Origin of the sequence: uncultured Salinibacterium sp., from assembly GCF_963974405.1 — a bacterium.
Classification (GTDB): Bacteria; Actinomycetota; Actinomycetes; order Actinomycetales; family Microbacteriaceae; genus Rhodoglobus.
Map to the genome: position 1 here is coordinate 1,165,624 of NZ_CAXBBH010000001.1, position 22,637 is coordinate 1,188,260.

Here is a 22,637-nt window from a genome sequence, read left to right on the forward strand (position 1 = left end):
ACCGTGGCGGTGTCAGACCCGAACAGCGACGTCGAGCTCGAACTGTTTCGTGCGGGCGCGCGTGCTGTTATCGGCTGCGACGAAGTCGGCCGCGGCGCGATAGCGGGGCCGGTAGGCGTAGGAATGACGGCGATGATGCCTGCCCACAGTGCCTGGCCAGTGGGCTTGCGTGACTCCAAAATGCTCAGCCAGAAACGTCGAGAGCTCCTCGAACCTCTCACGTTAGAGTGGGCTCCGCTATCTGCTGTGGGCTACGCGGATGCCACCGAGATCGATGCTCTCGGCATCACCGCCGCTCTGGGACTCGCCGGCAAACGCGCGCTCATCCAATTGCACGAAGCGGGCCACGACGTGATGTCCAGCGTGGTGCTCTTGGACGGCAGCAGCGACTGGCTCAGCAGCGCCCTAAAAGTTGCGCCGCGAGTGCACACCCGCGTCAAGGCTGATCGTGACTGCGTATCGGTGGCTGCGGCATCCGTCGTGGCAAAAGTGCACCGCGATCGGCTCATGATTGAAGCCGACTTGGAGTACCCGGGCTATGGCTGGCCGAGTAACAAAGGCTACGGTTCGGCGGCGCATTTCGAGGCAGTGCGCAGCTTGGGGGCCACCGAACTTCATCGGCACACATGGTTGCGGTAGTGCGGCCTACAATAAGGGCAGCATGGATGAAGACGAGTTTGAAGACTACGACCGCGAGGTCGAGCTTGCGTTGTACCGCGAATACCGTGATGTAGTGAGCCAGTTCCGTTTCGTGATTGAGACGGAACGGCGGTTCTACCTCGCCAACGAGGTCGATTTGGTGCGCCGCGATACCGAGCACGACTTCTATTTTGAGCTCTCTATGACTGACGTGTGGGTGTGGGATGTCTACCGCTCTGATCGCTTTGTGAAGAGTGTGCGCGTGTTGACGTTTAAGGACGTCAACATTGAAGAGCTCAGCGCGAAAGACCTTGAGTTGCCGAAGGAACTCGCACTCGACGAGTAACAACTAGGGGAGCGCGGTGCACGTTGCCTCGCACGAGCGCTCCGAGGGGGAGAGTGGGATGTCCGCCACGGTCGATCCGGCAGAGTTCGTTCGCCTTATCCGTGCTCGTGCGCTGTCAGAACTTGCGAGAAACGTGAGATCGACGCCGATCGATGAGATCGTTCCTGTTCTCGAAGCGCTTCCCAGCGATGACGCGGCGATTGTCTTCCGGCTGCTGGGCAAAGACGAATCGATCAGTGTGTTCGATTCGCTCGATTCTGGTGCCCAGGCAGACCTCATCGCTGAACTCGGCGATGGACAGATCGCTGCCGTCTTCACGGCGCTCGATCCTGAAGAGCAAGCGTGGCTCCTCGATGAATTGCCGGCCAAGGTCGCGAAGCGATTGATGGCTTCCCTCAATCAGGCAGAGTTCAGCGCGGCGATGACGCTGTTGGGGTACCCGAACGATTCGGTGGGACGCCGGATGTCGCCGGTGCCCGCCACGATCGCGGCGACCGTGACGGTCGCCGAAGCTCTTGAGTCTGTGCGCCGAAGTGATGCTGATCTGGATGTCCTCGGCGCTATCGCTGTTATCGCGCCCGATCGCACGCTTGTGGGAGTTGTGGACTTGCTCGCGCTGACCCGCAGCCCCGAGGGCGCGCTCGTGGAGTCCGTCATGATGCCCGCGGTTTCTGCCCGTACCGAGGATGATGCCGAGCAGGTCGCTCGCCGCGCTCTCGATGGCGGAATCCTTGTGTTGCCTATCGTTGATCGTGAAGACAGACTCGTCGGCGTATTTCCTATCGTGGATGCCGCGCGAGTCGACCGTGACGCTGTCGCAGAAGATCAGGCGCGAGCGGGCGCCGCCGAGCCCCTGCGCCGGCCCTACTTACTCACTCCCATCCGCAAGGTCGTGAATTCACGAATCGTCTGGCTTTTGGTGCTTGCGGTGTCGGCGGTTCTTACCGTGAGCGTGCTGGAGTTGTTCGAGACAACGCTCAATCAAAGGGTCGCACTCGCGCTCTTCGTGCCCCTCTTGATCGGTATTGGTGGAAACACCGGTTCGCAAGCAGCAACCACGGTCACTCGCGCGCTCGCCGTCGGGGATGTCACCCCGCGCGATGTGGGAAGAGTCGCGTTTAAAGAGGTCAGAACAGGTCTGCTTCTCGGGTTCTTCTTAGCGATTTTGGGTTTCGCAATCGCGTCCTGGGGTTACGGCTTCGACATCGGTGCCGTCATCGGGGTCACGTTGCTCGTGAACTGCCCGATTGCCGCCACGGTGGGCGGCGTCATCCCTTTGGTGGCACGAGCGATTCGCGTAGACCCCGCCGTCTTCTCCACACCCTTTATCGCCACATTTTGTGACGCAACAGGCCTCCTCGTCTACTTCACCGTAGCGATCAACATTCTGGGGCTGTCTACCTAGACTCGTGCGTGCCTCTAGAGTCAACTCATGCCTCTGATTGCCACCATCGTGCTTGCCGGTTTCGGCTTTGGGCTTTCCCTGATCATCGCGATTGGAGCCCAGAACGCGTTTGTGCTTAGACAAGGCCTCCGCCGAGAGCACATCACGGCCGTTGTGCTGGTCTGTGCTCTATCGGACATTGTCCTGATCGTCGCGGGAGTCGCGGGCCTCGGTGCGCTCATTGAGCAGGCCGGTTGGTTGCTCGTGGTGGCCCGCATCGGCGGCGCACTCTTCTTGCTGGTCTACGCTTTTCTCTCCATTCGTCGGGCAGCCCGACCTCAAGCGCTCACCACAACGGCGGCTGGAACCGGGATGACGCTCGCCGCGGCCCTCTCGACAGCGCTCGCGCTTACCTGGCTCAACCCGCACGTCTACATCGACACGGTGCTGTTGCTCGGCTCAATCGGCGGAACCTACGGCGACAATCGCTGGTGGTTCGCGCTCGGTGCTTGCATTGGCAGCGTCGTATGGTTTTCGGCGATCGGCTATGGCAGTCGATTCTTGAGGCCGCTCTTTGCTAAACCGATGGCTTGGCGAGTGCTCGACATCGTTATTGCGGTAATCATGGTTGTGCTGGCCGCGAGCTTGATCGCAGGGCTCTGAGGTCGAACATCCATTCATTGACCCGGATGGGGTGGCCTTTCGGGTATTCGAAGTCAGCTTCGCCCGCGAGATCAAAACCGGTGCGCCGACACAGCGCATTCGATGCCGAGTTGTCGGTGCGCGGGAACGCGAACACCTGATGTCTGTCGCCTGTGTCTGCCGCATGCTGGAGGCACTCAGCGAGGGCGCGAGCGGCGATACCGTGACCTTGGTGGGCGGTGTGAACGCTCCAGCCAGTTTCATAGACATCCTTGTCGCGCCATCTCTTTTTCCAATAGCCCACTGACCCGACCGGTGCTGTTGCTGACGCGGAGCGGATGCGGAACATCCGTGCATCGCCCGTCTCCCAGAGATGAAGAAACTTGGCGTGCCGTGTCACGATCTGTTGATCACTTTCGGGGCCGCCTAAAAACACCGTCATCTCGGGTGTATTGCTGCGCTCAAGAACGGGCAGGTCATCGACCTGCCACTGCTCAAGCCATACTCGCCCGTCGTCACTGCGCGTCATACCGGCACGATACCGCGTGAGCTGTGAGGCTTGCATAGCTCGTTAGATCGAGCAGCTAGCTAACTAGTCCTCCCCATGCGCTCGCGCGGGGGAGTCTTTTCCCATTGGTGCTTTCTCGCGTTCTCGGTTGGGCTGAACGGCGAACCTTGAGCCATGGCAGCAAAAGACGACCTGGGTAGGCGGGGTGAGAGCCTCGCTGCCGACCACTTAGTCAGCACGGGGCTTAAGATTCTCGACCGCAATTGGCGGTGCTCACAGGGAGAACTTGACATCATCGCGCGAGACCGCGACGAGGTGGTTTTTGTCGAGGTCAAGACTCGCTCAAGCATTCTGTTCGGGCATCCGTTCGAGTCGATAACGGCATCGAAACTCTCCCGGTTACGGCGACTCGCTGCTGCGTGGTGCGACGATCATCCCGGGTCAGGTTCAACGGTGCGCGTCGATGCGATTGCCGTGATTGTGCCCTCGCGTGGTGCTGTTGAGATCGAGCATCTGAAGCGCATCTCGTGATCGGCAGAACCTACGCTGTATCGCTGCTTGGACTCGAAGGCGCGATTGTCGAAATTGAGGCAGACCTCTCCAACAACCTCCCTGGGTTCGTGCTCATTGGTTTGCCCGATACCGCGCTCGGCGAGGCGAAAGACCGTGTTCGGGCAGCCGCGACGAACTCCGGATGCGGGCTACCCAACCGCAAAATCACCGTCAACCTGTCGCCTGCTGCCCTCCCGAAACACGGCTCAGGCTTCGACCTCGGCATCGCGCTCGCGGCGCTCGCCGCCTCCGGAACGATCTCTGCAGAATCGATCGATCGGGTACTCCATATCGGCGAGTTGGGGCTCGATGGTCGGCTACGTCCCGTTAATGGCGTGCTGCCCGCCGTGCTCGCAGCTTCGCGCGCAGGATTCACGACCGTCATGGTGCCGAGTGGCAATGCCGACGAAGCATCACTGGTTCCTGGCATGGGAGTGATCGCCGTACCATCGCTGAGAGATGCCGCCATCTGGCACGGTGGGGAGTTCGAGCCAGAACCGGTCGAAGTGATCACTCGCCCCGCTCCCGAAGCGACGCCCGAGACCTCAGGCGATCTCGCCGACATGATCGGCGGCAGCGATGCGATCGATGCAATGCTCGTCGCGGCAGCAGGCGGCCATCACGTGTTCCTGCTCGGCCCACCCGGTGCGGGCAAAACGATGCTTGCGGCGCGACTACCCGGGCTCTTGCCGGATCTTGATCCGCAAGCGGCCCTCGAAGTCTCGTCCATTCGTTCGCTCGCCGGGCTTCCCGTCGGCAGCAGCCTCACCACGAGACCACCGCTTGAGGCACCCCATCACACCGCTACAGCCGCGGCGCTCGTGGGAGGCGGTAGCTCGCAGATTCGTCCGGGTGCTGCCGCTCGGGCCTCCGACGGAGTGCTTTTTCTCGACGAGGCACCCGAGTTTGCGCCGGCAGCTTTGGACGCGCTTCGACAACCGCTGGAATCCGGGGTCATCAGCATCCATCGGGCGAACGCGATCGCCCACTTTCCTGGGCGCTTTCAGCTCGTGATGGCGGCCAATCCCTGCCCGTGTGGGCAATGGGGTGCTCGTGACAGCGAATGCACGTGCCCACCCAACAGCCGCCGTCGTTACCTCGCCCGGTTGTCGGGGCCGCTACTGGATCGCATCGACATTCAGTTTCGGGTCGAGCGAATCACGAGTGCGCAATTGCGGCTAGCAGGAGAGCGACCGTCTCTCTCCACAGCGGATGCCCGAGCGCGGGTCACGGCGGCCCGCCAACGGGCAGCGGCTCGCCTCGAGGCGACGCCCTGGCGGCTCAACTCTCATGTGCCGGGCTCGTATCTGCGTGGTCGCGAACTGCGGCTCGCCCCCAAAGTCACCTCCGGGCTCGATCGCGCTCTCGAACGCGGCGGCATCACCATGCGGGGCTATGACCGTGTGCTCCGCGTCAAGAGAAATCGTAAAAAACATTAGTAGAAGGGATTGACTGAATATCGTGTTCGACCTCGACAGCCCCAACTGCATCAGTTGTTTAGAGCCGATGAAGCCGTCAGGCAAGGGCTCTGCGGTGGCGTGGGTATGCGCCTCATGTGGGCTTGCCAAGCTCTAAAAGCGGATCAAGCTAATTCTTGAAAGAGGGTCATACACGGCCCTTATGTGGCCGCGTAATCACGTCAAGGTTTTCGCGTCATACCCTGAATTGCAAGATTTCTTCGAGCCGTGCGCACCAAGCGCACAAACTGGTCGGGGCTGAGGACTCTTGGATAACTCAGGGATTCGTCCGACATGAAATCTGAATCAAAGGTCACTACATAGCGCTCACAGAGTGTGTCAGCGTCAGCGCAATCGCGCCCGGTGGCGTAAACCAAGCCGTCTTCGTGGCTAAGGGGAGGGGTCGATTTAGGAATCACTATATTGATCGATGACCCGGAACTTTCCCGCACCACCCAGTCCACTAGATCACACCGCAGTGATTGGGCGTTGTCCTTGGACCAACCGAGTCCAGCATCTTCGGGCTTCTTGAGTTTGTTTTCTTCCTGACCAGCCTTGTATTCGACCAAACCATCGATGTGATCGCTGGACCAAACTTGCAGGGGACTGGTGCCTGCCAAGAATCCGCTTGAGGTGACGGCTACTGCGAGAAGGCACCACTCATCTTTTGTGAGCTCATGCTCTAACTTTTTTCCCACGCTAATCACTCGATCGTTGAAATCCTCCATGGCAAAGGGTTCACCCAACAATCGAGCAATGCCGAGATACACGTTGACATCGAAAACAACGACATGTGTCGTCGGTTCGGGGTTACTCACTCTTCTGCGCGTAGCGCGACGCTGACCCGAGGTTCCCCGAATCGACTAGATTGCCGTTGAAAGCAGGCTCGTTCTCGAAATCAATCGATTTCGGAAGCGAACCCAGAATTGCGTCGATGTCGAGTTCTGTCTGATCGGCTTGAGAGAAAACGCCGTATATTCCGCCCGCGGCAAGGTCGGCAGCAGTGCGGTTGCCTAGCCGTCGGCTAGACCTGTAAAAGCGAGCAATCTCTGCTTCGTTCAGGGGCTCGCGTGAAGTTTCGCCGTCAGCTTTATCGCCCCTAGCGTTCTTCCACGGAACTTCAGCATGCGTGAGCGCAGACAATTCATCGCCGGTTCGCCCACCAAATTCAGCCATAACCAAGTTCAGGATCGACTCTGCGGCCGGAGTTAGTTTGCCGGTCGATGTTCCGTGCATGCGCGTAGCCATATCCATGCGCTTATGTCGGACGTCTTCATGGACGGGGCCATCTTTGTACGCACGAAATGGTTGATCCGTAATCAGCCGTTCGCCTTCGACGGCAAGGTGCCATGCGTCCACGTAGTACATAAGCTTCTGCAGCTTCATCGAGGAGAGTCGAGGTTCTCTGGAAATGATCTCTTCTGCGATCTCGTTTCCTAGCATTCCCGCCTCCATCCTTCGAACATTAGACCATATCCTATCTTTGGTATTTCTGAATCGCCTGTATCCGCGCCGCAGCAGAGTTAAAGGCGCCCGTCGGTTCCGACGAGAGTCTTCAGTTTCAGCCGCTTTTCGAAGCCACACAAGAATGTTCACTCGCTAAATCTCCCTCGCGCGAATCTCTCGCTCGAGCGCGTAATGCGCCTGAATAACCGCCAACCAGCGACGAGTAGTTATCTCAGGTGAACTCACACGCGGAATAACCGCACGACGAGCAGCAAGCCACTTCCGCATCGACTTATGCGTCGCCTTGTCAAACACACGAAGCCCTGCGGGGTAATCCCAGCCGTCTTCTAACGCCACACGACGCTTACGAGCAACCATCAGCGGCCACCCGCATAAACGCCCCGCACAGAGCGAGCAGCAGGCATAGAGCCACCGTCCTCAGTCAACGGCGGAATACCCAAAGTGGCCAACAGTCGAGCCATGACCAGGCGCTGTTGACGAGCCTCAGAAATAGCCGGATGAACACGCAAACCCTGCGAACTCTTCATCATCAAACCATCAGCCTCAACACGCTTATCGAGCTGCACAATACGATCACGAGTACGGCACGCTTCCTCGAGCATCGCCAACTCGTGCTGAGCCCACTCAAAGTCTTCAATACCTGCATCCCAAAGCTTCCTGCCAGCAGCAGCAAGGCCACGAGGTGCATACACTTTCGACCCACTTGCGGGGCCTTTCATTTCATTCATTTTCGCTCCAAATATGTGCAATAGGGGTAATCAAGGGCCAAACGTTTCGACTGCGCACACACAAGATGCGCCTATGCCGCCAGAGGCGCAAAGGGGTGGCCGGGGGGTGGGGTGCCGGGGTGTGGCTGTATGTCGGAGTTCTTCGTTCTTCTTGCTTGGCGCTGTGTGTTGCTGGTGTCGTGCGTGGAAGTTTCTTTGTGTGCGCAGTTGTTGTGTTGGTTCTGAGTCCTGCGTGTGTTCTGTCTGTGGTTCTGTTTGGCAGGTGGGGGTCGGGTTGAAGTTTTGGCTGGGCATCGCCGTTCCTGTTCACTGCAGTGTGGGCCGGCAGCCATGGTTGAGCGCCGGCCCACGTGCTGGAGGTGGGGGTTAGCTTTCTGCGGGGTCGGGGGTCTGGTCTTCGGGGTCGAAAGAGTAGGCCTGTTGCCCGAAGCGTGTGCGTTCGTAGCGTGTCTCTAGCGGCGCTGGTTCGCGGTATGGTGTGTGGTCTTCGAGGCAGCAGGCCTCGATCGATAGGCCGAGTGCGTGAATCGCTGCCCATCGTCCGGTGCGCCCATGTGTTTGCCATGCTTCCCAGACTCGGCGGCGGTGAGAGGTTTCCGGTGCGATTGTTAGCGCGAGCAGTCCGGTGTCTGAGCTGACTTGTGCTCCCGCTAGTCGTGCTGCGGTCGCGAGAGTGCGTAATTGAGAATTGAGTTGGTGAGCCAGAATTCCTGAGTCTGTCCATGCTTTACGTGTCGCGTCGTCGGCACTGATGAGGCCGGCAGGGTCGCTTTCAGGATCGATAACGCTCGCTGCTCTACTGAATGCTTTTCCTGTTGCTGTGAACTTTTTTGCAATTGTTTCGTAGTTCGATTGTGCTGCCTTTGTGATTTCGGCACGCACGGCAGGGTAGATGCTCTCGGCTGCGATGATGCGGATATCAGCGGCTGCGATGGGGGTTGCTTGTTCGGCAAGGGCGAGGGCTTGAAGTTCTCCGACACGTTCCATCGGGGTATCTCCGAGGATTGCGGCGGTGAGTGCTTTAGTTGCTGGCTTGCCTAGTTCGGTGAAGTCGTCCCAGCGGCGGATAAGTCGATCGTATTCTTTGGTTGTGGTGCCTCCTGCGGCCACTACGGTCTTCACGTCGTTGCTAAGGGTCGAGAGTGTTGTGATGGTGTTCATGTGTTGCCTTTCAGTTGAGAGTTTCGTGGTTGTTGTCGATGGGCATTCCGAGTATTCGGGCGATTCCCACGTCGTCGTTGAGTGCTAGCGGGGTTCGGTTGCCCTCGGGGCGCTGCTCGTTGAAGATCGCAAACCCTGTGGGGGTGATCGCTCGTTTGAGCGCTGTTAGAAGTCCGTCGTCTTCGTCCGGGGTGCTGCGGTTCACTGGGTGCCTTTCGTCGTGTTGTTTCGGGGGACTGTGAAGGTGTAGCCGGCTAGTCGTTGTTCTCGGTTCACTGGTGCATAGACTCCGCAACCTGGTGCACGGTGTTCGAGGTGCCCATATTTGAACCGTTCATGTTGGTGTTCCCCTCCGCAGTAGGGGCATTGGACGATCACTTTTCCTCGTGCGGTGACTCTGAGGACGTTGGCTTCGGGTGGGGTTTTCACTTGGTCTCCTCGGGGGAATTGTTTGTTGGCGAGGTGTTGAGGCTCGCCAGAGTGCTCTCGAGCGTTTCTAAGCGCGAATTTATTTGAGCCAGCTCCCGCTCGTGGGCGCGTCCAATGACAGTCATGCCCACTGCGCCAAATGCCGCGTAGTCGATACCGATGGGCTGCTCATCGCGGATTGTCACGAACTGTTTCAGCCCGTTCTCGATTAGATGCTCAGCCATATATCCGACTTCTTGCGGGATGTCATAGGCGGGGTTGTAGTACTCGCTGTCTGGGTCGTCACGCATGGCGACTTGATCTTTGTACTCGTACAGGTATGCGGCACAACGTAAAAACGATTCCGCAGAGTAGGGAACTTGCTCAAGGTTCGTCTTTGTGGTTATCGAAGACGGCGCGTACCCATAAAGGCCAACGTTGCTGCCGTCATATATTTGCCATACGGCTTGCCTGTTGCCCGGAACGGAGCCAAGATTCGTTGTGGCCGCGCCCGAACTCTTCAGCGCGGATGCTGCACTTATTGTTCCGGACGATGTGACATTTCCCGATGCGGAGATGCTGCCCGATGCGGAGATGTTCGCCATGTTGACTGTGCCCGAACTTAGGTAGGAACTCGTTTCTGCGATGACGGTTGCGCTTAGGTCGGCTAGTGCCGCTTGCACCTGATCAACCAGTGATGCGATGTTTGTTCCTGAGGGGCGAGCTAGTTCCTGAACTTTTCTCTCGACGTCGCGAATTTTCTGGACGATTGGTTCTAGGGATTCGCCGGGTGGGGTTGGATACATTGCCATGTCAGTTGTCCTTTGTCGTTGATTTATTGGTGCGGTAGCGTTTGCCGGCCCATACGCCTGCTTTGGGGCGTGCGATCTCTGCATATTCAGCGCAGAGAGTTCGCAGGGGGCAGTCGCTGCAGATGGTTTTGCAGACTTCGATTTCTGCGGGTGTGAGTTCGTCGTCGATAAAGAAATCGAGTTGCGAACACTTGGGGCTTGTCGCGAGCATTGCGATGCTTAGACGCTCGTATGACTCTCTGGCGCGGCTCACGGTTCGACTCCCTCTAAGGGGGTGTTGTTTGTGTTGGTTGTGTTGTTTTGAGAACTGAAACCAACAGAACCAACACTTACAACAGGGGTATAGACGCCCCGGTGTGGGCGATTGACTCGCCCAGATTCGTACGCACGGGAAAGGTAGACCTGTGCCGACTTGTAATCGAGTTGCATCAGAACAGCCAAATCTTGTGGCTTGATGCCCTCTGGGAACTCTCCTACTTTCTCAATGACGTCAGCCATTCGATCGCCAACACCATCTGTCTGCTTGGCCGTTTGTGCTGCTTGTGCGGCTGCAGCCAGATCAGCACCTTTGAGCTCCCACGATCCATCGTTCATTTCCATGGCGTATTCGCCTTCCTCAGCGTCTCTAGAGGTCACTTGGAGGGTCGCGGCCTTGTCCTGCCGATCGCGCTTTAGAACAAGCACTGTGTCCGCTGCGCCAGCGATTCCTTGGGTGCCGCTGACAGCATCGAGGAAGTCGCCTTTCTCACCCTTGTTCGTGTGGTGAACGATCACCAGACTTGAACCAGGTACCGCGTCACTCGTCGCTTTAAGAGCTGACAGCATCTTGTAGTCGTGACCGTAGGCAGACTGGTTGCCGGTTGCAGGTGGCATGACTTTGCCGAGAGTGTCGAGGATGACAACGGGGTCTAGACCGTCATGCCTGAGCATGTACTCGCTGATGATGTCGATGACTTTTGCGTCACCAACTGACGTGATGAACTCGAGCCGGTGGGAGACATCGGACGGGTTCAGCTTCAGCAACCGGTCTTGAAGTCTGCGTTGACCGTCTTCGAGCGCTAGGTATAACACTGGGCGGGGCTTACCGACAGCAATACTGCCGAACGCATGGCCACCATTGCTGAGCTCTAAGCCCAGCCCTAAAACCATCCACGACTTACCGATCTTCGGAGCCGCTACGAGCAGCGTCATGCCTTCAGGGATGATGCCCGGGACGACGTACTTGACTGGCGGGAACGTTTGCTGCATTAGCCACGAGGCATTGAAAGCTACGGGTGCGTTCATCGGACGGCCTCATTCCACAACTCACTTGTTTTGTGCGTGTAGAAGTCGCCACCATTTTTGCCCTTGTTGTTGGCAACGAAGTAGAGAACGTCACGTTCCCATGTGAGGCGGTCGATGCGTGCTTGCTGTGATTCGAAGCCGGCAGACCATCCCGCGAGGTAGACCTCGTAGCGGGGGTTATTGGAGCTTTCGGAAATCGCGACTAGGTCGATATCTCCGGTAATCTTGGAGTTAGCAAAAGGCCTGCCAGCCGATTCGTGTGAAGCCGCTCCATCCAGGGGGCGGCTTTCGGCGTTCATCGGGCACCTCGCGCCCGGTCAACGTTCCGTGCTGCTCGTGCCCCTGTGGGGTCTGCGTACCCAGAAACGGCGTATAGCTCGAACCCTGCCCATGATCGGGCGTCTAGCTCGTTATCGAGGTAGCGAGTGATTGCTGCACGGACTTCATTGCCGGCACGGTGAATGCGACGAATGAACTTGCTCATGCGGGCGGGACGGTACTCAATCCCTGCGGCGGCAAAAGCGTTTGCGGCGAACCTGGTTAGGTCTTCGACTGTTTCGTGATTCCCAGTCGTGGGGTTGTGGGTGCTGACATCCATTAGGCACCACCACCGAGCAGGGCGGCGATGCGGTCACGCTGATCTGACGTGAGAGGGGGAGCGTCAGAAACGACACGCTCAATGTACTGCTCGAGGTTGGCGGCGGCTAAGTCGCGACGAGCTGATCTGACGGCGTTGATGTCGCCGCTGCGAGTGGCAACTCCGAGTTTCGATCGAGCTATTAGAACCGGGGTAGTAGACAAAAAAAGCTCCCGTAGGAAGGCAGATTGCTCTGCTACTTCACTGGGAGCTGTGGGGCTACTTCCTCCGAATGGAGGCCCTGAACCGTGTCGGTGTAGTTTGGTGAGGCTCCGACTACCTCGACTTGAAGTATAAGTGTATGTGTGTTCGAATGTCAAGTCATTCAGCAACTAATTCATTCGAAAGCCCGTTCTTCCGGCTTTTAGGGCCAGCAGCGACCCTTGGAGAACCCGAGCTAGTGAGGTTCGGTGCTTCGAGCCGCACACCGCGCATGTCATCACGACAGATGCCCCATTCTCCCAACCTCTGAGGGTGAGAAGTTCAGGCTTGACGCTGTTGGGCATCGATGACAGCCGCACAACGGCCTTATCATCGACCAGCCCTAGCCGCGCAACGAGCCCGGTCGGGTGACCTTTCTTGCACAGCAGATTAATGCGTGAAGTGCTGCCAGACACGCGAATGCTCGCTCTTAGAAGCTCTGTTGTCTCTTTGCTTGCTGCAAGGGCCTCGAATTCGGCTTGCTGCCTTTTGCTCGATTCCAGCCAGAGTGAAAGCCGCGATAGTTTCTCAGTCATCCTTCTGTTCCTCTCATGCGTCTTGAATAATCCCGCAGGATATTGCGTTGGTGACGCTGCTGCTGGGGTTTGGTGCGTCCCGATGGGGAGATTCGAACTCCCGGCCAAACGGGTAGAAACCGTTTGCTCTGTCCACTGAGCTACATCGGGGGATCCCTTGCCTACACGCGTAGGCAGGGAGAGAGGCTAGTTGTCGGTTAGGGCTTCCGTGTTCTTTTTGAATTCTTCGACCGTGGTGACGGTTGCTTTGAGTTGCGCGATGAAGTCGTCCAGGTGGTCGATTCTGATTTCACCTTCGAAGTGGGAGTAGTGGTAAATGACATCGCCTTCGTCGCGGAGGATGAGACTGATCTCCCCCTCATTGATGCCGTTGACTTCGAGGTCGTCGGTGGGCATTGTGACGTTCAGCACTTCGTGGTTGAGGTCCTCCCAGCGCTCGAGGAGTTCGATCTCGCGGTGTCCAGCACAGTTGGTGACTGAACAGGGGAAGACTTCCGTATTCGAGGTCTCTCGATTGGCAATGCGCTGCCTAACGCCCTTGCTTGCTTCCGCGTAGTTGCCGGCGGTGAGTGCGGGTGTGGTTTCTGCGATAATTGACATGTTCGTTTTTCCTTCACTGGTTTTTCGGACTGCCCTCGAACCGTTACAGCGGTCGGGGGCCCTTCGCTGTCTAGGACAGCCAATCAATCCCCACGGTGTCAGGATTGAAGTTTCTTCTGCCTCGGCCTACAGGGTGGAGCCTGATGACTGCGAGCACTGCGATGATTCCTCGTTTGCGTTCGAGAGCCAGAGATTCCCACGCTGCACGAACATCGGAAGCGTTGACGAGATCTCCGAGAATGTCCACACGGCCGGCGTCGGCCTGTGCTTCCTCTATTTCTTGGTGTCTCTCGCGTAGTCGTTCGGTGGCAGAGCGAAGTTGTGAGCTGGTTATTGCTCCGTCCGCGAAGTCGAGTGCGATCGTTTCTAGCCGTTCGCGGATGCCTAAGAGCTCGAGGCTCAACGCGTCGCTATCGGGGCTTTCGTTCCTCTTCTTTGTGAGCAACGCAGCATCGGGTGCTGACAGGCGCGCAATCATCACTTCTTCGACGTAACTCTCTACGGGGAGGGACATGCGTGCGAAGTGGCCTGCAGACCCGCTGCAGCGATAACCAGGCGTACCTTTTCGAGCATTGCCCCCTGCATGAACTTTCGAGCCACATACGCCACAGAGCGCTAGACCGGACAAAAGGTATCGGCCGCGTTTGGGGGCGTTACGGCGTTCGGGGTGGCGCAGAATGGCGTTAACGGCCTGCCAAGTGCTTTCCTCAACGATCGCAGGCCATTCGGCATCTGCCACGACCTCGCCAAGGTGGGCACGCTTCCCCATGTATCGGGGATTGGTGAGTAGCTGCCTGACCGCGCTCGCAGTCCAATATGAAGGTTCGACAAGTTTCCCGTTTTCATCCCGCGCACCCTTGTAACGCATCTGCGTAGTAACGAGACCCCGCTGGTGCCATGACCGGGCAATTGCTGCGAGGGGGACACCTGCAAGGAAAGACTTGAAACCGTCCTCAATGGCTGCACGCTCAGGCTCTCGGAGTGTGACCCCATCAGCTTCGTAACCGAACGGACGACGGCCACCAGACCGCAAACCTTTAGCGGCACGATCCTTATTGGCGCGAATCTGACGTTCACCTTTGCGGCGAGCTTCGAACCTTGCCATTGCGGTAAGGACGGTGGCTTGCATTTCGCCGGATGCGGACGCTAGATCAATCTCGCCCTCGAGGGTGGTTACAAGGGCGCCGGTGTCCATGAGCGCGGTGAGGTCTTTTTGTGTTCGCAGCAGGCGATCGAGGTTCACTGCGACAACAACGTCGATCTTCCCCCCAGCAGCATCGTTGAGCATCCGTGACCATGCGGTGCCTTCGCCGCGGGACTTCGTCGCAGAGACATCGTTATCGACGTACTCATCGACTACTTCCCACTCGCGAGCAGATGCAAGGTGGCGACACCTGGTGCGCTGACGTTCGATGCCCTCTTGTGTATCGACGGATTGCCGAAAATACAGTGCGGCTTTGAGACTCTTATCGCTCATGGTGTCCTTCCTTTTCATCGATACGAGTGACGTTACGCCAAGTATGTAACAAAGGAGTGCTCCGCGTCGCGTGGTCCCTCGCCGACCTCGCCGACGACTCCCGACCTGACGATACCCACGTTGGGCAAGCGCTCTACCTCAGAAAGGCCATGTCACAGTGAGCATGTTTGGACTCAAAGAATCAGAAGTTGCCACCCTAGTAAAGGCGGTCAGCGTCGGAGGGGGCGATGACCTCGACCGAGATGCAATCGAAGAGCGCTTTGCCCGAGCCACCTGGAGCGGGCTTGCCGAACCTGGTGATCGTCTCGCCGGTCGCGCTATCCGACAGCTTGGTGCGGTGCGCGCGCTCACAGGAGTTGTCGAACACTGGGAGCCAGAACGGTTTGCTGCCGCTCTTTCGCTCGACGGCGATACTGTTGCTGAAGACGATATGGCTCAAGCAATCGACCGGTGGATGCCGCGGCTCAAGTCCAACACCGCGCTCATCGCTCTGCGTCAGGCTGCACGCTTTGGCGCGCGCCTGCTCACACCTCACGACACTCTGTGGCCGTCGCGACTTAACGACCTCGACTGGCACTCGCCCTCAGCGCTCTGGGCTCGCGGAACCGACGAAGCTCTTGCGGGAATCGAGCGCGGCATCGCCCTCGTAGGAGCAAGAGCGGCCACAGGTTACGGCGAACACATCACAATGGAAGCATCCGCCGGGCTCGTCGATCGCGGCTACACGATTGTGTCCGGCGCGGCGTACGGAATCGACGGCATGGCCCATCGCGCTGCTCTCGCAAGTCAGGGACTCACCGTCGCGTTTCTCGCTGGGGGAGTGGACCGCTTCTACCCGAGCGGCCACGACGCGCTTCTCGGTCGCATCGTCGAGAGCGGCGTCGTCATCTCGGAGCTCCCCTGCGGATCGCCCCCAACTAAGTGGCGGTTCTTGCAGCGCAACAGGCTCATCGCCGCGGCGAGCATGGCCACGATCGTGCTTGAAGCAGGCTGGCGTTCTGGCTCTCTTAACACCGCGGGACACGCTGCAACGCTCGGGCGACCACTCGGGGCTGTTCCCGGGCCGGTCACCAGTGCGGCATCCGCTGGGTGTCACCGACTCATTCGTGACTTTGATGCGGTGTGCGTCACGAATCCCGATCAGATGGCGGAACTTGCACCGATCGAACACGGATTGCTTTCCGCCGAAAATGTCGCGGGAGCGGCCGATGGCGTTCACGGATCCGACGAGAAAGCGGATGCCGCTGGCCCCCGCGACACCGAAAGGACGCGCCTGCTGGACGCCCTGAGCGCTCGCAGCGCCCGCACCGCCAATGACGTTGCCGCGCGCAGCGGCCTCGCAATCTCTGCGGTTCGCGCCCAGCTCGGGCTGCTCGAACTTGAGGGTCGCGTCACCGAAACTGAGCGAGGCTGGAAGCGCGCTGCGTCATGAGTCCCGCGAACCGTGCGCTTGAGCCCGCTTCCGCGCCTTGACGAGCCCACTCGCAACCACTTAGCGCAATAAAGCAAAGAAAAAAGACTGTGCGCACCAGAGGTGAAAGCTGTGAATGCGCGCACTGCGGTGCAATAAACCTGCGCACACTGCGAAATCTTGCTGGTTTCGGCAACCTGAGGCAGACAGTTAAGAAAAAGTAATGTTTCCTGCTCAGGGATTGAGATTGTTACTAACCCTTATCTCTGCAAGGGTAGACAGGCTTAACCCACGCACACGCATGAGAAAGGCGACACCTTGAACGATCTAACCTTCCAAATTATTGCGATGGTCATTTATATGGCCGCAATGCTAGGCATCGGCTGGTGGGCCTACAAGAGGACAACCGACCTTGACGACTACATGCTCGCGGGCCGCAAGCTCAGTCCTGGAGTCGCAGCCCTCAGTGCTGGCGCATCCGACATGTCCGGCTGGCTGCTTCTCGGGCTTCCCGGAGCTTTCTACATCGGCGGCCTCGTAGAGGGCTGGATCGCGATCGGTCTTACGATCGGCGCGTGGCTCAACTGGAAGTTCGTCGCTCCACGCTTGCGCGCCTACACGGAGGTATCGAAGAACTCGATCACCGTTCCGAGCTTCTTTGAGAACCGCCTGCGCGACAAGACGCACATTCTTCGCATCACCGCGGGCATCATCATCCTCGTCTTCTTTACGTTCTACGTTTCCTCCGGCATGGTGGCCGGCGGCAAATTCTTCGAGAGTGCGTTCAACTCCGAATACCTCATCGGAATGCTGCTCGTCGGTGGCGTAACCGTGCTTTACACCCTCTTCGGCGGCTTCATCGGAGCCACCTACACTGATGTCGTTCAAGGCATCATGATCTTCCTCGCCCTGATCTTTGTGCCGATCGTCGGCATCTCCCAGGTGGGCGGCATCGACGGCGCTATGGAATCAATCCGCGCCGTCAGCACCGAAGAAGTAGACATGCTCAACCTCTTCGGCGGTTCCGCCATCGCAGCAATTTCGGCTGCAGCATGGGGCCTCGGCTACTTCGGTCAGCCGCACATTCTGGTTCGCTTTATGGCCCTGCGCTCGCCCGGTGATGCCGTAGCGGGTCGCCGTATCGGAATCAGCTGGATGATCATCTCCGTTCTCGGTGCCATGTCATCCGCCCTCATTGGTATTGCTTACTTCCAGCAAAATCCCGACCTCACCCTCGATGACCCAGAGAAGGTCTTCCTCGAGCTCTCGCAGATCTTCTTCCACCCGCTGATCGCCGGATTCGTTCTCGCCGCAGTTCTCGCCGCGGTAATGAGCACAATCTCGTCGCAGTTGATCGTGTCGTCGTCGGCGCTCGTAGAAGACCTCTTCAAGATCGTTGCCAAGAAGGAAGCAACCCCCAAGGCTCAAGTAGTGCTCGGTCGTATGGGTGTTCTGGTTGTTTCGGTCATCGCCATCCTGCTCGCGCTCGACCCCAACTCCTCAGTGCTCGAACTGGTCTCCTATGCGTGGGCCGGCTTCGGTGCAGCGTTCGGTCCGATCGTGCTGCTGTCACTGTTCTGGCGCAAACTCACCACTGCTGGCGCAATCGGCGGAATGATCGCCGGTGCGGTTACCGTCATCGTGTGGGGCAACATCGATGCGCTCTCCGGCGTGATGTACGAAATCGTGCCCGGCTTCGCCCTCAACATCATCGTTGCGGTCATCGTGAGCCTCGCCACCTTCAAGAACAGCGACGGAATCACCGGTGAATTTGATGCTGCCGTCGAAAGCGTTCGCACTGGAACCGTGCAACTGCCCGTCATCGCTAAGAAAGACTAGATTCACTGAGCGCGTGAGTGCCTAGCACAGCACCAGCGACCGAGGATGCCCGCCGCCACAACCGTGGAGGCGGGCATCCTGCGTTAACGTGACAGTGAGTAGGCTGCGGCCGACCACGTCTCCCGAACGCCTGCCCTGTCGAATGACACCCCGCAGGCCTAGGCTGGGCATGTGATACAACTCGGCCAGTACCCTGCCCCCAGCCACGTCATTGCGCACGTCAGCGACACCCACCTCCTCGCCGGTGGCCGTCCGCTCTACGGCACCGCCAACACGATCGATCACCTTCAGCAAGCACTCGCTCAACTGGAACGGTCGACGGCCCACCCGCAAGCGATTGTATTTACCGGAGACCTCGCAGACTTAGGGGAGACCGACGCTTACGTTCGATTGCGCGAGATAGTCGAACCAGCAGCGAAGCGCATGAATGCCGAAATCGTGTGGGTCATGGGCAACCACGACGAACGCGACCAGTACTCGAAGCTTCTCTTTGATGAACAGTCGGATGCCCCGCAAGATCGTGTCTACATGATTGAAGGGCTACGCATCATCTCCTTCGACACCACGGTGCCGGGCTACCACCACGGTGATATCAGCGACGAACAGTTGGAATGGTTGCGCACCGAACTCGCGACACCTGCACCGCACGGAACGGTGCTCGCGGTGCACCACCCGCCCATTCCCACGCCGATGCTAGAAGCCATGGGGATGCTCGAATTGCAGCGTCAAGACCGCCTTGCGGCGGTGCTGCAGGGCAGCGATGTGCGGGTCATCTTGGCGGGGCACCTGCACTACTCGACCCACTCAACATTTGCGGGAATCCCCGTCTCTGTTGCGTCGGCGACCTGTTACACACTCGATTTAAGTGCCGAAAACCGACTGCTCTCCGGCGTCGACTACGGCCAAGCGGTGAACGTTGTGCACGTCTACGAAAAGCAGACCGTGCACTCCATCATCCCGATCGGTGACACCACAGAAATCACCGGACATTCGGCAGATGCGTGGGCGCAAATAGAAGCGATGACGCCTGAACAGCGCCTCGAAACGTTCTCTGCCAAGAAGTCGACATTCAACGCCGCGACTGAAGCCACTGCCTCCGACTAAAGCGGAGATTCCGCGTCCGCTGCTCGTCATGAGCGTCTGATGTGGCGTGCACCGAGCATCCAGTCGAACGTGAAATCATCGGGTTATGACTTTGGGTTCGACGCACACTCCTCCTCTCACTCGAATCGAACAAGAGAAGCGCGAGATCTCAGCAGAGTTCATCACTGACACCATCCGTGTGCTTACGAGTCACGAGTCAATCCGCAGTTTTGAAGAGACGCCGCTTGCGGCCGACGTTCTCGAAGCAATTCTGGTGTCGGCTCGAAGCGCACCGACATCGTCAAACCTCCAAGCGTTCAGCATCGTGGTCGTAGAGGATGCTGACCGTCGCGCACGACTGGCACACCTTGTTGGCGACCAGGCCTACGTCGCTGAAGCACCCGTCATGCTGGTTTTCTGCGCCGACATCTCTCGCTTCCATCACCTCGCCGCACGCCAGGGGCGGTCGTTCGATGCCAACAACCTGGAAATGTTCTTGCTCTCGTCTATCGACTCAGCTCTCGCGATGCAGAACGCGCTTGTCGCCGCAGAGTCTTTAGGTCTAGGTGCCGTCCCCATCGGCTCGATACGCAACAACCCCAGCGCGATTGCTGAAGAGTTGGCCCTTCCGCAGGGCGTTTTTGCGGTTGTGGGGCTCACGATCGGCTATCCGAGCGAAGGAGTCCGTCGGGGGACTAAGCCGCGACTTCCGAGTGAGGCCGTTGTGCATCGTGAACAGTATTCAAGTGCTGACGTGGAGAAGCACGTGCACGAGTACGACGCGGTGATGATCGCGAATGGTCTCTACGCGGGTCGCCACGTAGCTAGCGGCGAGGTCGACGTGCCGGATGAAGAATACGGCTGGGCAGAGCACACGTCACGACGAACGAGCAAACCAGAAGGGGTCACCGGTCCCTACATCGCGCTCCGTGATCACCTCAAAGAAGAAGTCGAAGCACGCGGATTCTCGGTCCGTTAGCCTTCGCCGCTCGTCGCGCGACTGGCGCCAGTCGCGTCAGCGCTCCCAGTCGCAGCGCTACTCGCGCGTGCGACAAACAGAAGAATGACGGGCTGAGTGACTTTCATGAGACCCCAGATGATTCGGTACCGCAGGCTCGGTACTGAGAGTCGGCGGCCGCGAGCGGCTGCGCGCAGCGCAGAACGAACGACTAATCCTGCGTCGAGCCACATCCACTGCGGAGCCATATCGGAGCGTTTGACGCCAAGTCGAGAGTGGAATTCCGTGCGTACAAAACCAGGCGCGACCGCAGTGAATGTCACCCCGCGGCGACGATACTGTGCATGGGCCCAGCTGCTGAAGTTGAGAGCCCACGTTTTCGCGGCCGCATAGGTACCGAGGGGAGCACCGCCAGCGATGCTTGCCACCGTGAGGATCGTCCCCGTGCCTCGTGACAGCATTCCGCCGAGTGCTGCGTGGCTGAGTCGCAGCGGGACCGTGCTCAGGATTTCGAGCATCCGCTCTTCGTCATCGACCGAGTTGATCTCGAATTCTTGTGGCAGTCCGTAGCCGGCATTGTTTACGAGAAAGCTGACCGGGTTCTCTGTGGCGCCCAGTCGCCGTTCGACGTGCGCGCGCTCGGTGGGGTCGGTGAGGTCCGCGCTCAGGATTTCTACGGCCACGCCGAAATCACTGCGCAGAGCTTCGGCGACGCTCTCAAGTCGAGGGCGATCACGCGCTACAAGGACTAGGTTGTGCCCTGCCGCAGCAAGCTGTGTTGCAAACTCCGCACCAAGTCCCGAGGTCGCTCCGGTGACGAGAGCCGTGCGGTCGTGCGAGGGCGAAGGGTGCGCGGTCATGCCGAAACGCTACCGTGTCGCGGCTGATTGTCCCCGCCATGCCTCACGATAGAGGAGTGAACCTGCACCGGCTCGTGGATTCGTTTGTCGAATACCTTTCGGCTGACCGCGGTTTTAGCGTGCACACAATTCGTTCCTATCGATCCGATCTCATGAAACTCGTCGGTTTTGCGGCTGAGCGCGCGGCGACTGAGCCTGTCGACCTCGATCTGGAGCTTCTTCGAGAGTGGTTGTGGCAGTCGTCTCAGGAGGGTCTCGCTAAGTCAACGCTGGCGCGTCGAGCGGCCGCATCCCGCGCTTTCAGCGCTTGGCTTACGGCAAACCGTCACACCGAGTTGGATGTTGCGGCTCGCCTCAAAGCGCCCAAAGCAGAGCGGCACTTGCCTCGGGTTCTCAATCGCGACCAAATGTCTGAGATGTTGCAGAGTGTTGAGGCGCGCGCATCGTCGTCCGATCCGGTCGCGTTGCGGGACAGGGCAATCGTCGAGCTCTTGTACGCATCAGCGCTGCGGGTGAGCGAGCTGGTGGGTTTGAGCGCGAGCGATATTGATGATTCGCGTTTGACTGTGCGAGTGATGGGCAAGGGCTCGAAGGAACGCGTTGTTCCGTTTGGGATTCCCGCACAGCGAGCATTGAACGACTACCGCGAGCGCGGCCGCAGCCAGCTGACGGATGACGCCGAAAGCAGGGCGCCACTTTTTGTGGGGGCGCGAGGCAAGCGAATGAGCTCGCGGACCGTCTACGAAGTGATTGCGCACCTCTTGGTTGATGTGCCGGGCTCTGGCGGTTCTGGGCCCCACACATTGAGACACACCGCTGCGACGCACTTGCTCGATGGGGGTGCTGACTTGCGTGCAGTGCAGGAGCTTCTGGGCCATGCGAGTCTGGGCACGACACAGCTCTATACTCATGTGTCGACCGAGCGGTTGCGCGAGAGCTATCGAACGGCGCATCCGCGGGCGTGATGCTTGCTGGCTGGTCACAAGCCGCTGTTGGTGGCCTACGGCTGCCGCTTAGTTCGTGAAAGCGCTCGGACCGTGAGGTGCTTCGGGTTTCCACGACGACCGTCGAGGCCCCGGGGTATCCGTTGCTGGCGGAGGCACGGCAGGTTTGGGCGCGGGAACCTCAGCGGGGTCAGGCAGCTGTTCTCGATAGACCGTGACGACGTGGTTGAGGTAGCGCTCGATCACGTCTTTCTCGTGGTCGTCGAAGTTGTCGAGCACGCGGTCGATGCCCATGATCATCGGCATGAGGGTCGCCATGGCCGTTGCGACGGATCGCGGGTTGGGAACGACAATGACGCTGCGGCGATCCGTTGGATGCTGTTCTCGCGTGACGTGGCCAACGGTAATGAGGCGGTCGATCGAGGCTGTTACTGCGGGAGTCGAGATGTTGAGCCGGCGAGACAGCTCCGTTGGCGGGAGCGGCCCGCTCATGATCAGGTGTTCCATCGCTTCGAGGTCCGTGGCGTTCACCGACAGGGTTCGACCGACGTGTTCCTCAAACTCTTCGCTGATGTCGAGGATGTCGCGCAACAACTGCGTAGGGCGGCGTGCTTGAGGCCGCTCGATGGAGGGATCGGTGTGTTGCATACGGATAAGTTTACCGGTATGTTTCTAACTTGCCTAATATCTAACTAATCGAAGT

Annotated in this window: 28 protein-coding genes and 1 tRNA gene; 12 read left to right on the plus strand and 17 right to left on the minus strand. The window is 58.9% G+C overall.

Translation table 11 applies throughout. The annotated features are described in order from the left end of the window. Positions 1–3 precede the first annotated feature (3 nt). Genes AACZ26_RS05730 through AACZ26_RS05745 form a run of 4 tightly spaced genes read left to right on the plus strand, consistent with a single transcriptional unit; the run spans position 4 to position 3,032 of the window. Positions 4–639 (plus strand): ribonuclease HII, encoded by a 636-nt coding sequence (locus AACZ26_RS05730; protein ID WP_339619825.1) that lies wholly within the window; start codon positions 4–6, stop codon positions 637–639. A gap of 22 nt (positions 640–661) precedes the next feature. Continuing rightward, positions 662–985, plus strand: a complete 324-nt coding sequence (locus AACZ26_RS05735; protein WP_009772690.1) for a DUF2469 domain-containing protein — start codon at positions 662–664, stop codon at positions 983–985. A gap of 58 nt (positions 986–1,043) precedes the next feature. Further along, on the plus strand, positions 1,044–2,390 hold the full coding sequence (gene mgtE, locus AACZ26_RS05740; protein ID WP_339619837.1) for a magnesium transporter: 1,347 nt from the start codon (positions 1,044–1,046) through the stop codon (positions 2,388–2,390). 27 nt (positions 2,391–2,417) lie between these two features. After that, complete coding sequence (locus tag AACZ26_RS05745; RefSeq protein WP_339619839.1) at positions 2,418–3,032, plus strand: LysE/ArgO family amino acid transporter; 615 nt, start codon at positions 2,418–2,420, stop codon at positions 3,030–3,032. Here the strand turns inward: AACZ26_RS05745 and AACZ26_RS05750 are convergent. Then, positions 2,992–3,540: a GNAT family N-acetyltransferase gene (locus AACZ26_RS05750; protein ID WP_339619841.1), complete on the minus strand. Its 549-nt coding sequence runs from the start codon at positions 3,538–3,540 to the stop codon at positions 2,992–2,994. The two genes, AACZ26_RS05745 and AACZ26_RS05750, sit on opposite strands and share 41 nt — an antisense overlap. Positions 3,541–3,693: 153 nt before the next feature. Here AACZ26_RS05750 and AACZ26_RS05755 point away from each other — a divergent pair, with 153 nt between their 5' ends. Then, complete coding sequence (locus tag AACZ26_RS05755; RefSeq protein WP_339619844.1) at positions 3,694–4,050, plus strand: YraN family protein; 357 nt, start codon at positions 3,694–3,696, stop codon at positions 4,048–4,050. After that, a complete protein-coding gene (locus AACZ26_RS05760) occupies positions 4,047–5,510 on the plus strand; it encodes a YifB family Mg chelatase-like AAA ATPase (RefSeq protein ID WP_339619847.1) in 1,464 nt (487 codons plus the stop codon). The genes AACZ26_RS05755 and AACZ26_RS05760 overlap by 4 nt, the downstream gene beginning before the upstream one ends. Positions 5,511–5,710: 200 nt before the next feature. On the opposite strand, the gene AACZ26_RS05765 is transcribed toward AACZ26_RS05760, so the two are convergent. The 14 genes from AACZ26_RS05765 to AACZ26_RS05830 all read right to left on the minus strand — a co-directional run bounded on the left by AACZ26_RS05765 (position 5,711) and on the right by AACZ26_RS05830 (position 14,839). Next, on the minus strand, positions 5,711–6,346 hold the full coding sequence (locus AACZ26_RS05765) for a hypothetical protein (RefSeq protein ID WP_339619848.1): 636 nt from the start codon (positions 6,344–6,346) through the stop codon (positions 5,711–5,713). After that, the gene (locus tag AACZ26_RS05770) at positions 6,339–6,971 is read right to left on the minus strand and encodes a type II toxin-antitoxin system antitoxin SocA domain-containing protein (RefSeq protein WP_339619849.1); all 633 of its coding nucleotides are present in this window, start codon (positions 6,969–6,971) and stop codon (positions 6,339–6,341) included. Before AACZ26_RS05770 ends, AACZ26_RS05765 begins: the two co-directional genes overlap by 8 nt. Positions 6,972–7,351: 380 nt before the next feature. After that, the gene (locus AACZ26_RS05775) at positions 7,352–7,714 is read right to left on the minus strand and encodes a P27 family phage terminase small subunit (protein ID WP_339619850.1); all 363 of its coding nucleotides are present in this window, start codon (positions 7,712–7,714) and stop codon (positions 7,352–7,354) included. Between the two features lie 375 nt (positions 7,715–8,089). After that, entirely contained in the window at positions 8,090–8,884 is a 795-nt protein-coding gene (locus tag AACZ26_RS05780; protein WP_339619851.1) for a hypothetical protein, read from the minus strand. Between the two features lie 10 nt (positions 8,885–8,894). After that, positions 8,895–9,089, minus strand: a complete 195-nt coding sequence (locus AACZ26_RS05785; protein ID WP_339619852.1) for a hypothetical protein — start codon at positions 9,087–9,089, stop codon at positions 8,895–8,897. Positions 9,090–9,309: 220 nt separating this feature from the next. Continuing rightward, positions 9,310–10,104 carry a hypothetical protein gene (locus tag AACZ26_RS05790; protein ID WP_339619853.1) on the minus strand — a complete coding sequence of 265 codons (795 nt, stop codon included), beginning with the start codon at positions 10,102–10,104 and terminating at the stop codon, positions 9,310–9,312. A gap of 249 nt (positions 10,105–10,353) precedes the next feature. Further along, positions 10,354–11,388 (minus strand): AAA family ATPase, encoded by a 1,035-nt coding sequence (locus AACZ26_RS05795; protein WP_339619855.1) that lies wholly within the window; start codon positions 11,386–11,388, stop codon positions 10,354–10,356. Further along, the gene (locus AACZ26_RS05800; RefSeq protein ID WP_339619857.1) at positions 11,385–11,687 is read right to left on the minus strand and encodes a hypothetical protein; all 303 of its coding nucleotides are present in this window, start codon (positions 11,685–11,687) and stop codon (positions 11,385–11,387) included. The genes AACZ26_RS05795 and AACZ26_RS05800 overlap by 4 nt, the downstream gene beginning before the upstream one ends. After that, positions 11,684–11,986 (minus strand): hypothetical protein, encoded by a 303-nt coding sequence (locus AACZ26_RS05805; protein WP_339619859.1) that lies wholly within the window; start codon positions 11,984–11,986, stop codon positions 11,684–11,686. Before AACZ26_RS05805 ends, AACZ26_RS05800 begins: the two co-directional genes overlap by 4 nt. Beyond that, entirely contained in the window at positions 11,986–12,189 is a 204-nt protein-coding gene (locus AACZ26_RS05810; RefSeq protein WP_339619860.1) for a hypothetical protein, read from the minus strand. Before AACZ26_RS05810 ends, AACZ26_RS05805 begins: the two co-directional genes overlap by 1 nt. Positions 12,190–12,357: 168 nt before the next feature. Continuing rightward, the gene (locus tag AACZ26_RS05815; RefSeq protein ID WP_339619861.1) at positions 12,358–12,762 is read right to left on the minus strand and encodes a hypothetical protein; all 405 of its coding nucleotides are present in this window, start codon (positions 12,760–12,762) and stop codon (positions 12,358–12,360) included. A 77-nt stretch (positions 12,763–12,839) separates the two neighbouring features. Beyond that, positions 12,840–12,912: transfer RNA gene (locus AACZ26_RS05820), tRNA-Arg, on the minus strand. 36 nt (positions 12,913–12,948) lie between these two features. Next, a complete protein-coding gene (locus tag AACZ26_RS05825; protein ID WP_339619862.1) occupies positions 12,949–13,362 on the minus strand; it encodes a hypothetical protein in 414 nt (137 codons plus the stop codon). A gap of 70 nt (positions 13,363–13,432) precedes the next feature. Continuing rightward, entirely contained in the window at positions 13,433–14,839 is a 1,407-nt protein-coding gene (locus tag AACZ26_RS05830) for a recombinase family protein (RefSeq protein WP_339619865.1), read from the minus strand. A gap of 26 nt (positions 14,840–14,865) precedes the next feature. Between AACZ26_RS05830 and AACZ26_RS05835 the strand changes: the two genes are divergently transcribed. The 5 genes from AACZ26_RS05835 to AACZ26_RS05855 all read left to right on the plus strand — a co-directional run bounded on the left by AACZ26_RS05835 (position 14,866) and on the right by AACZ26_RS05855 (position 20,151). After that, positions 14,866–15,000 (plus strand): hypothetical protein, encoded by a 135-nt coding sequence (locus tag AACZ26_RS05835; protein WP_339619867.1) that lies wholly within the window; start codon positions 14,866–14,868, stop codon positions 14,998–15,000. 2 nt (positions 15,001–15,002) lie between these two features. After that, positions 15,003–16,271 carry a DNA-processing protein DprA gene (gene dprA / locus AACZ26_RS05840; RefSeq protein ID WP_339620637.1) on the plus strand — a complete coding sequence of 423 codons (1,269 nt, stop codon included), beginning with the start codon at positions 15,003–15,005 and terminating at the stop codon, positions 16,269–16,271. Between the two features lie 297 nt (positions 16,272–16,568). Next, on the plus strand, positions 16,569–18,089 hold the full coding sequence (gene putP, locus AACZ26_RS05845) for a sodium/proline symporter PutP (RefSeq protein WP_339619869.1): 1,521 nt from the start codon (positions 16,569–16,571) through the stop codon (positions 18,087–18,089). A 171-nt stretch (positions 18,090–18,260) separates the two neighbouring features. Further along, the gene (locus tag AACZ26_RS05850; RefSeq protein ID WP_339619871.1) at positions 18,261–19,193 is read left to right on the plus strand and encodes a phosphodiesterase; all 933 of its coding nucleotides are present in this window, start codon (positions 18,261–18,263) and stop codon (positions 19,191–19,193) included. Positions 19,194–19,278: 85 nt separating this feature from the next. Continuing rightward, positions 19,279–20,151, plus strand: a complete 873-nt coding sequence (locus AACZ26_RS05855) for an NADPH-dependent oxidoreductase (protein WP_339619873.1) — start codon at positions 19,279–19,281, stop codon at positions 20,149–20,151. Here the strand turns inward: AACZ26_RS05855 and AACZ26_RS05860 are convergent. Further along, a complete protein-coding gene (locus AACZ26_RS05860) occupies positions 20,148–20,990 on the minus strand; it encodes an SDR family NAD(P)-dependent oxidoreductase (RefSeq protein ID WP_339619875.1) in 843 nt (280 codons plus the stop codon). The two genes, AACZ26_RS05855 and AACZ26_RS05860, sit on opposite strands and share 4 nt — an antisense overlap. A gap of 38 nt (positions 20,991–21,028) precedes the next feature. On the opposite strand from AACZ26_RS05860, the gene AACZ26_RS05865 reads away from it, so the two are divergent. Next, entirely contained in the window at positions 21,029–21,955 is a 927-nt protein-coding gene (locus AACZ26_RS05865) for a tyrosine recombinase XerC (protein ID WP_339619878.1), read from the plus strand. Positions 21,956–22,003: 48 nt separating this feature from the next. Here AACZ26_RS05865 and AACZ26_RS05870 read toward each other — a convergent pair whose 3' ends face one another. Beyond that, the gene (locus tag AACZ26_RS05870) at positions 22,004–22,582 is read right to left on the minus strand and encodes a MarR family transcriptional regulator (protein WP_339619880.1); all 579 of its coding nucleotides are present in this window, start codon (positions 22,580–22,582) and stop codon (positions 22,004–22,006) included. Positions 22,583–22,637: the final 55 nt, after the last annotated feature.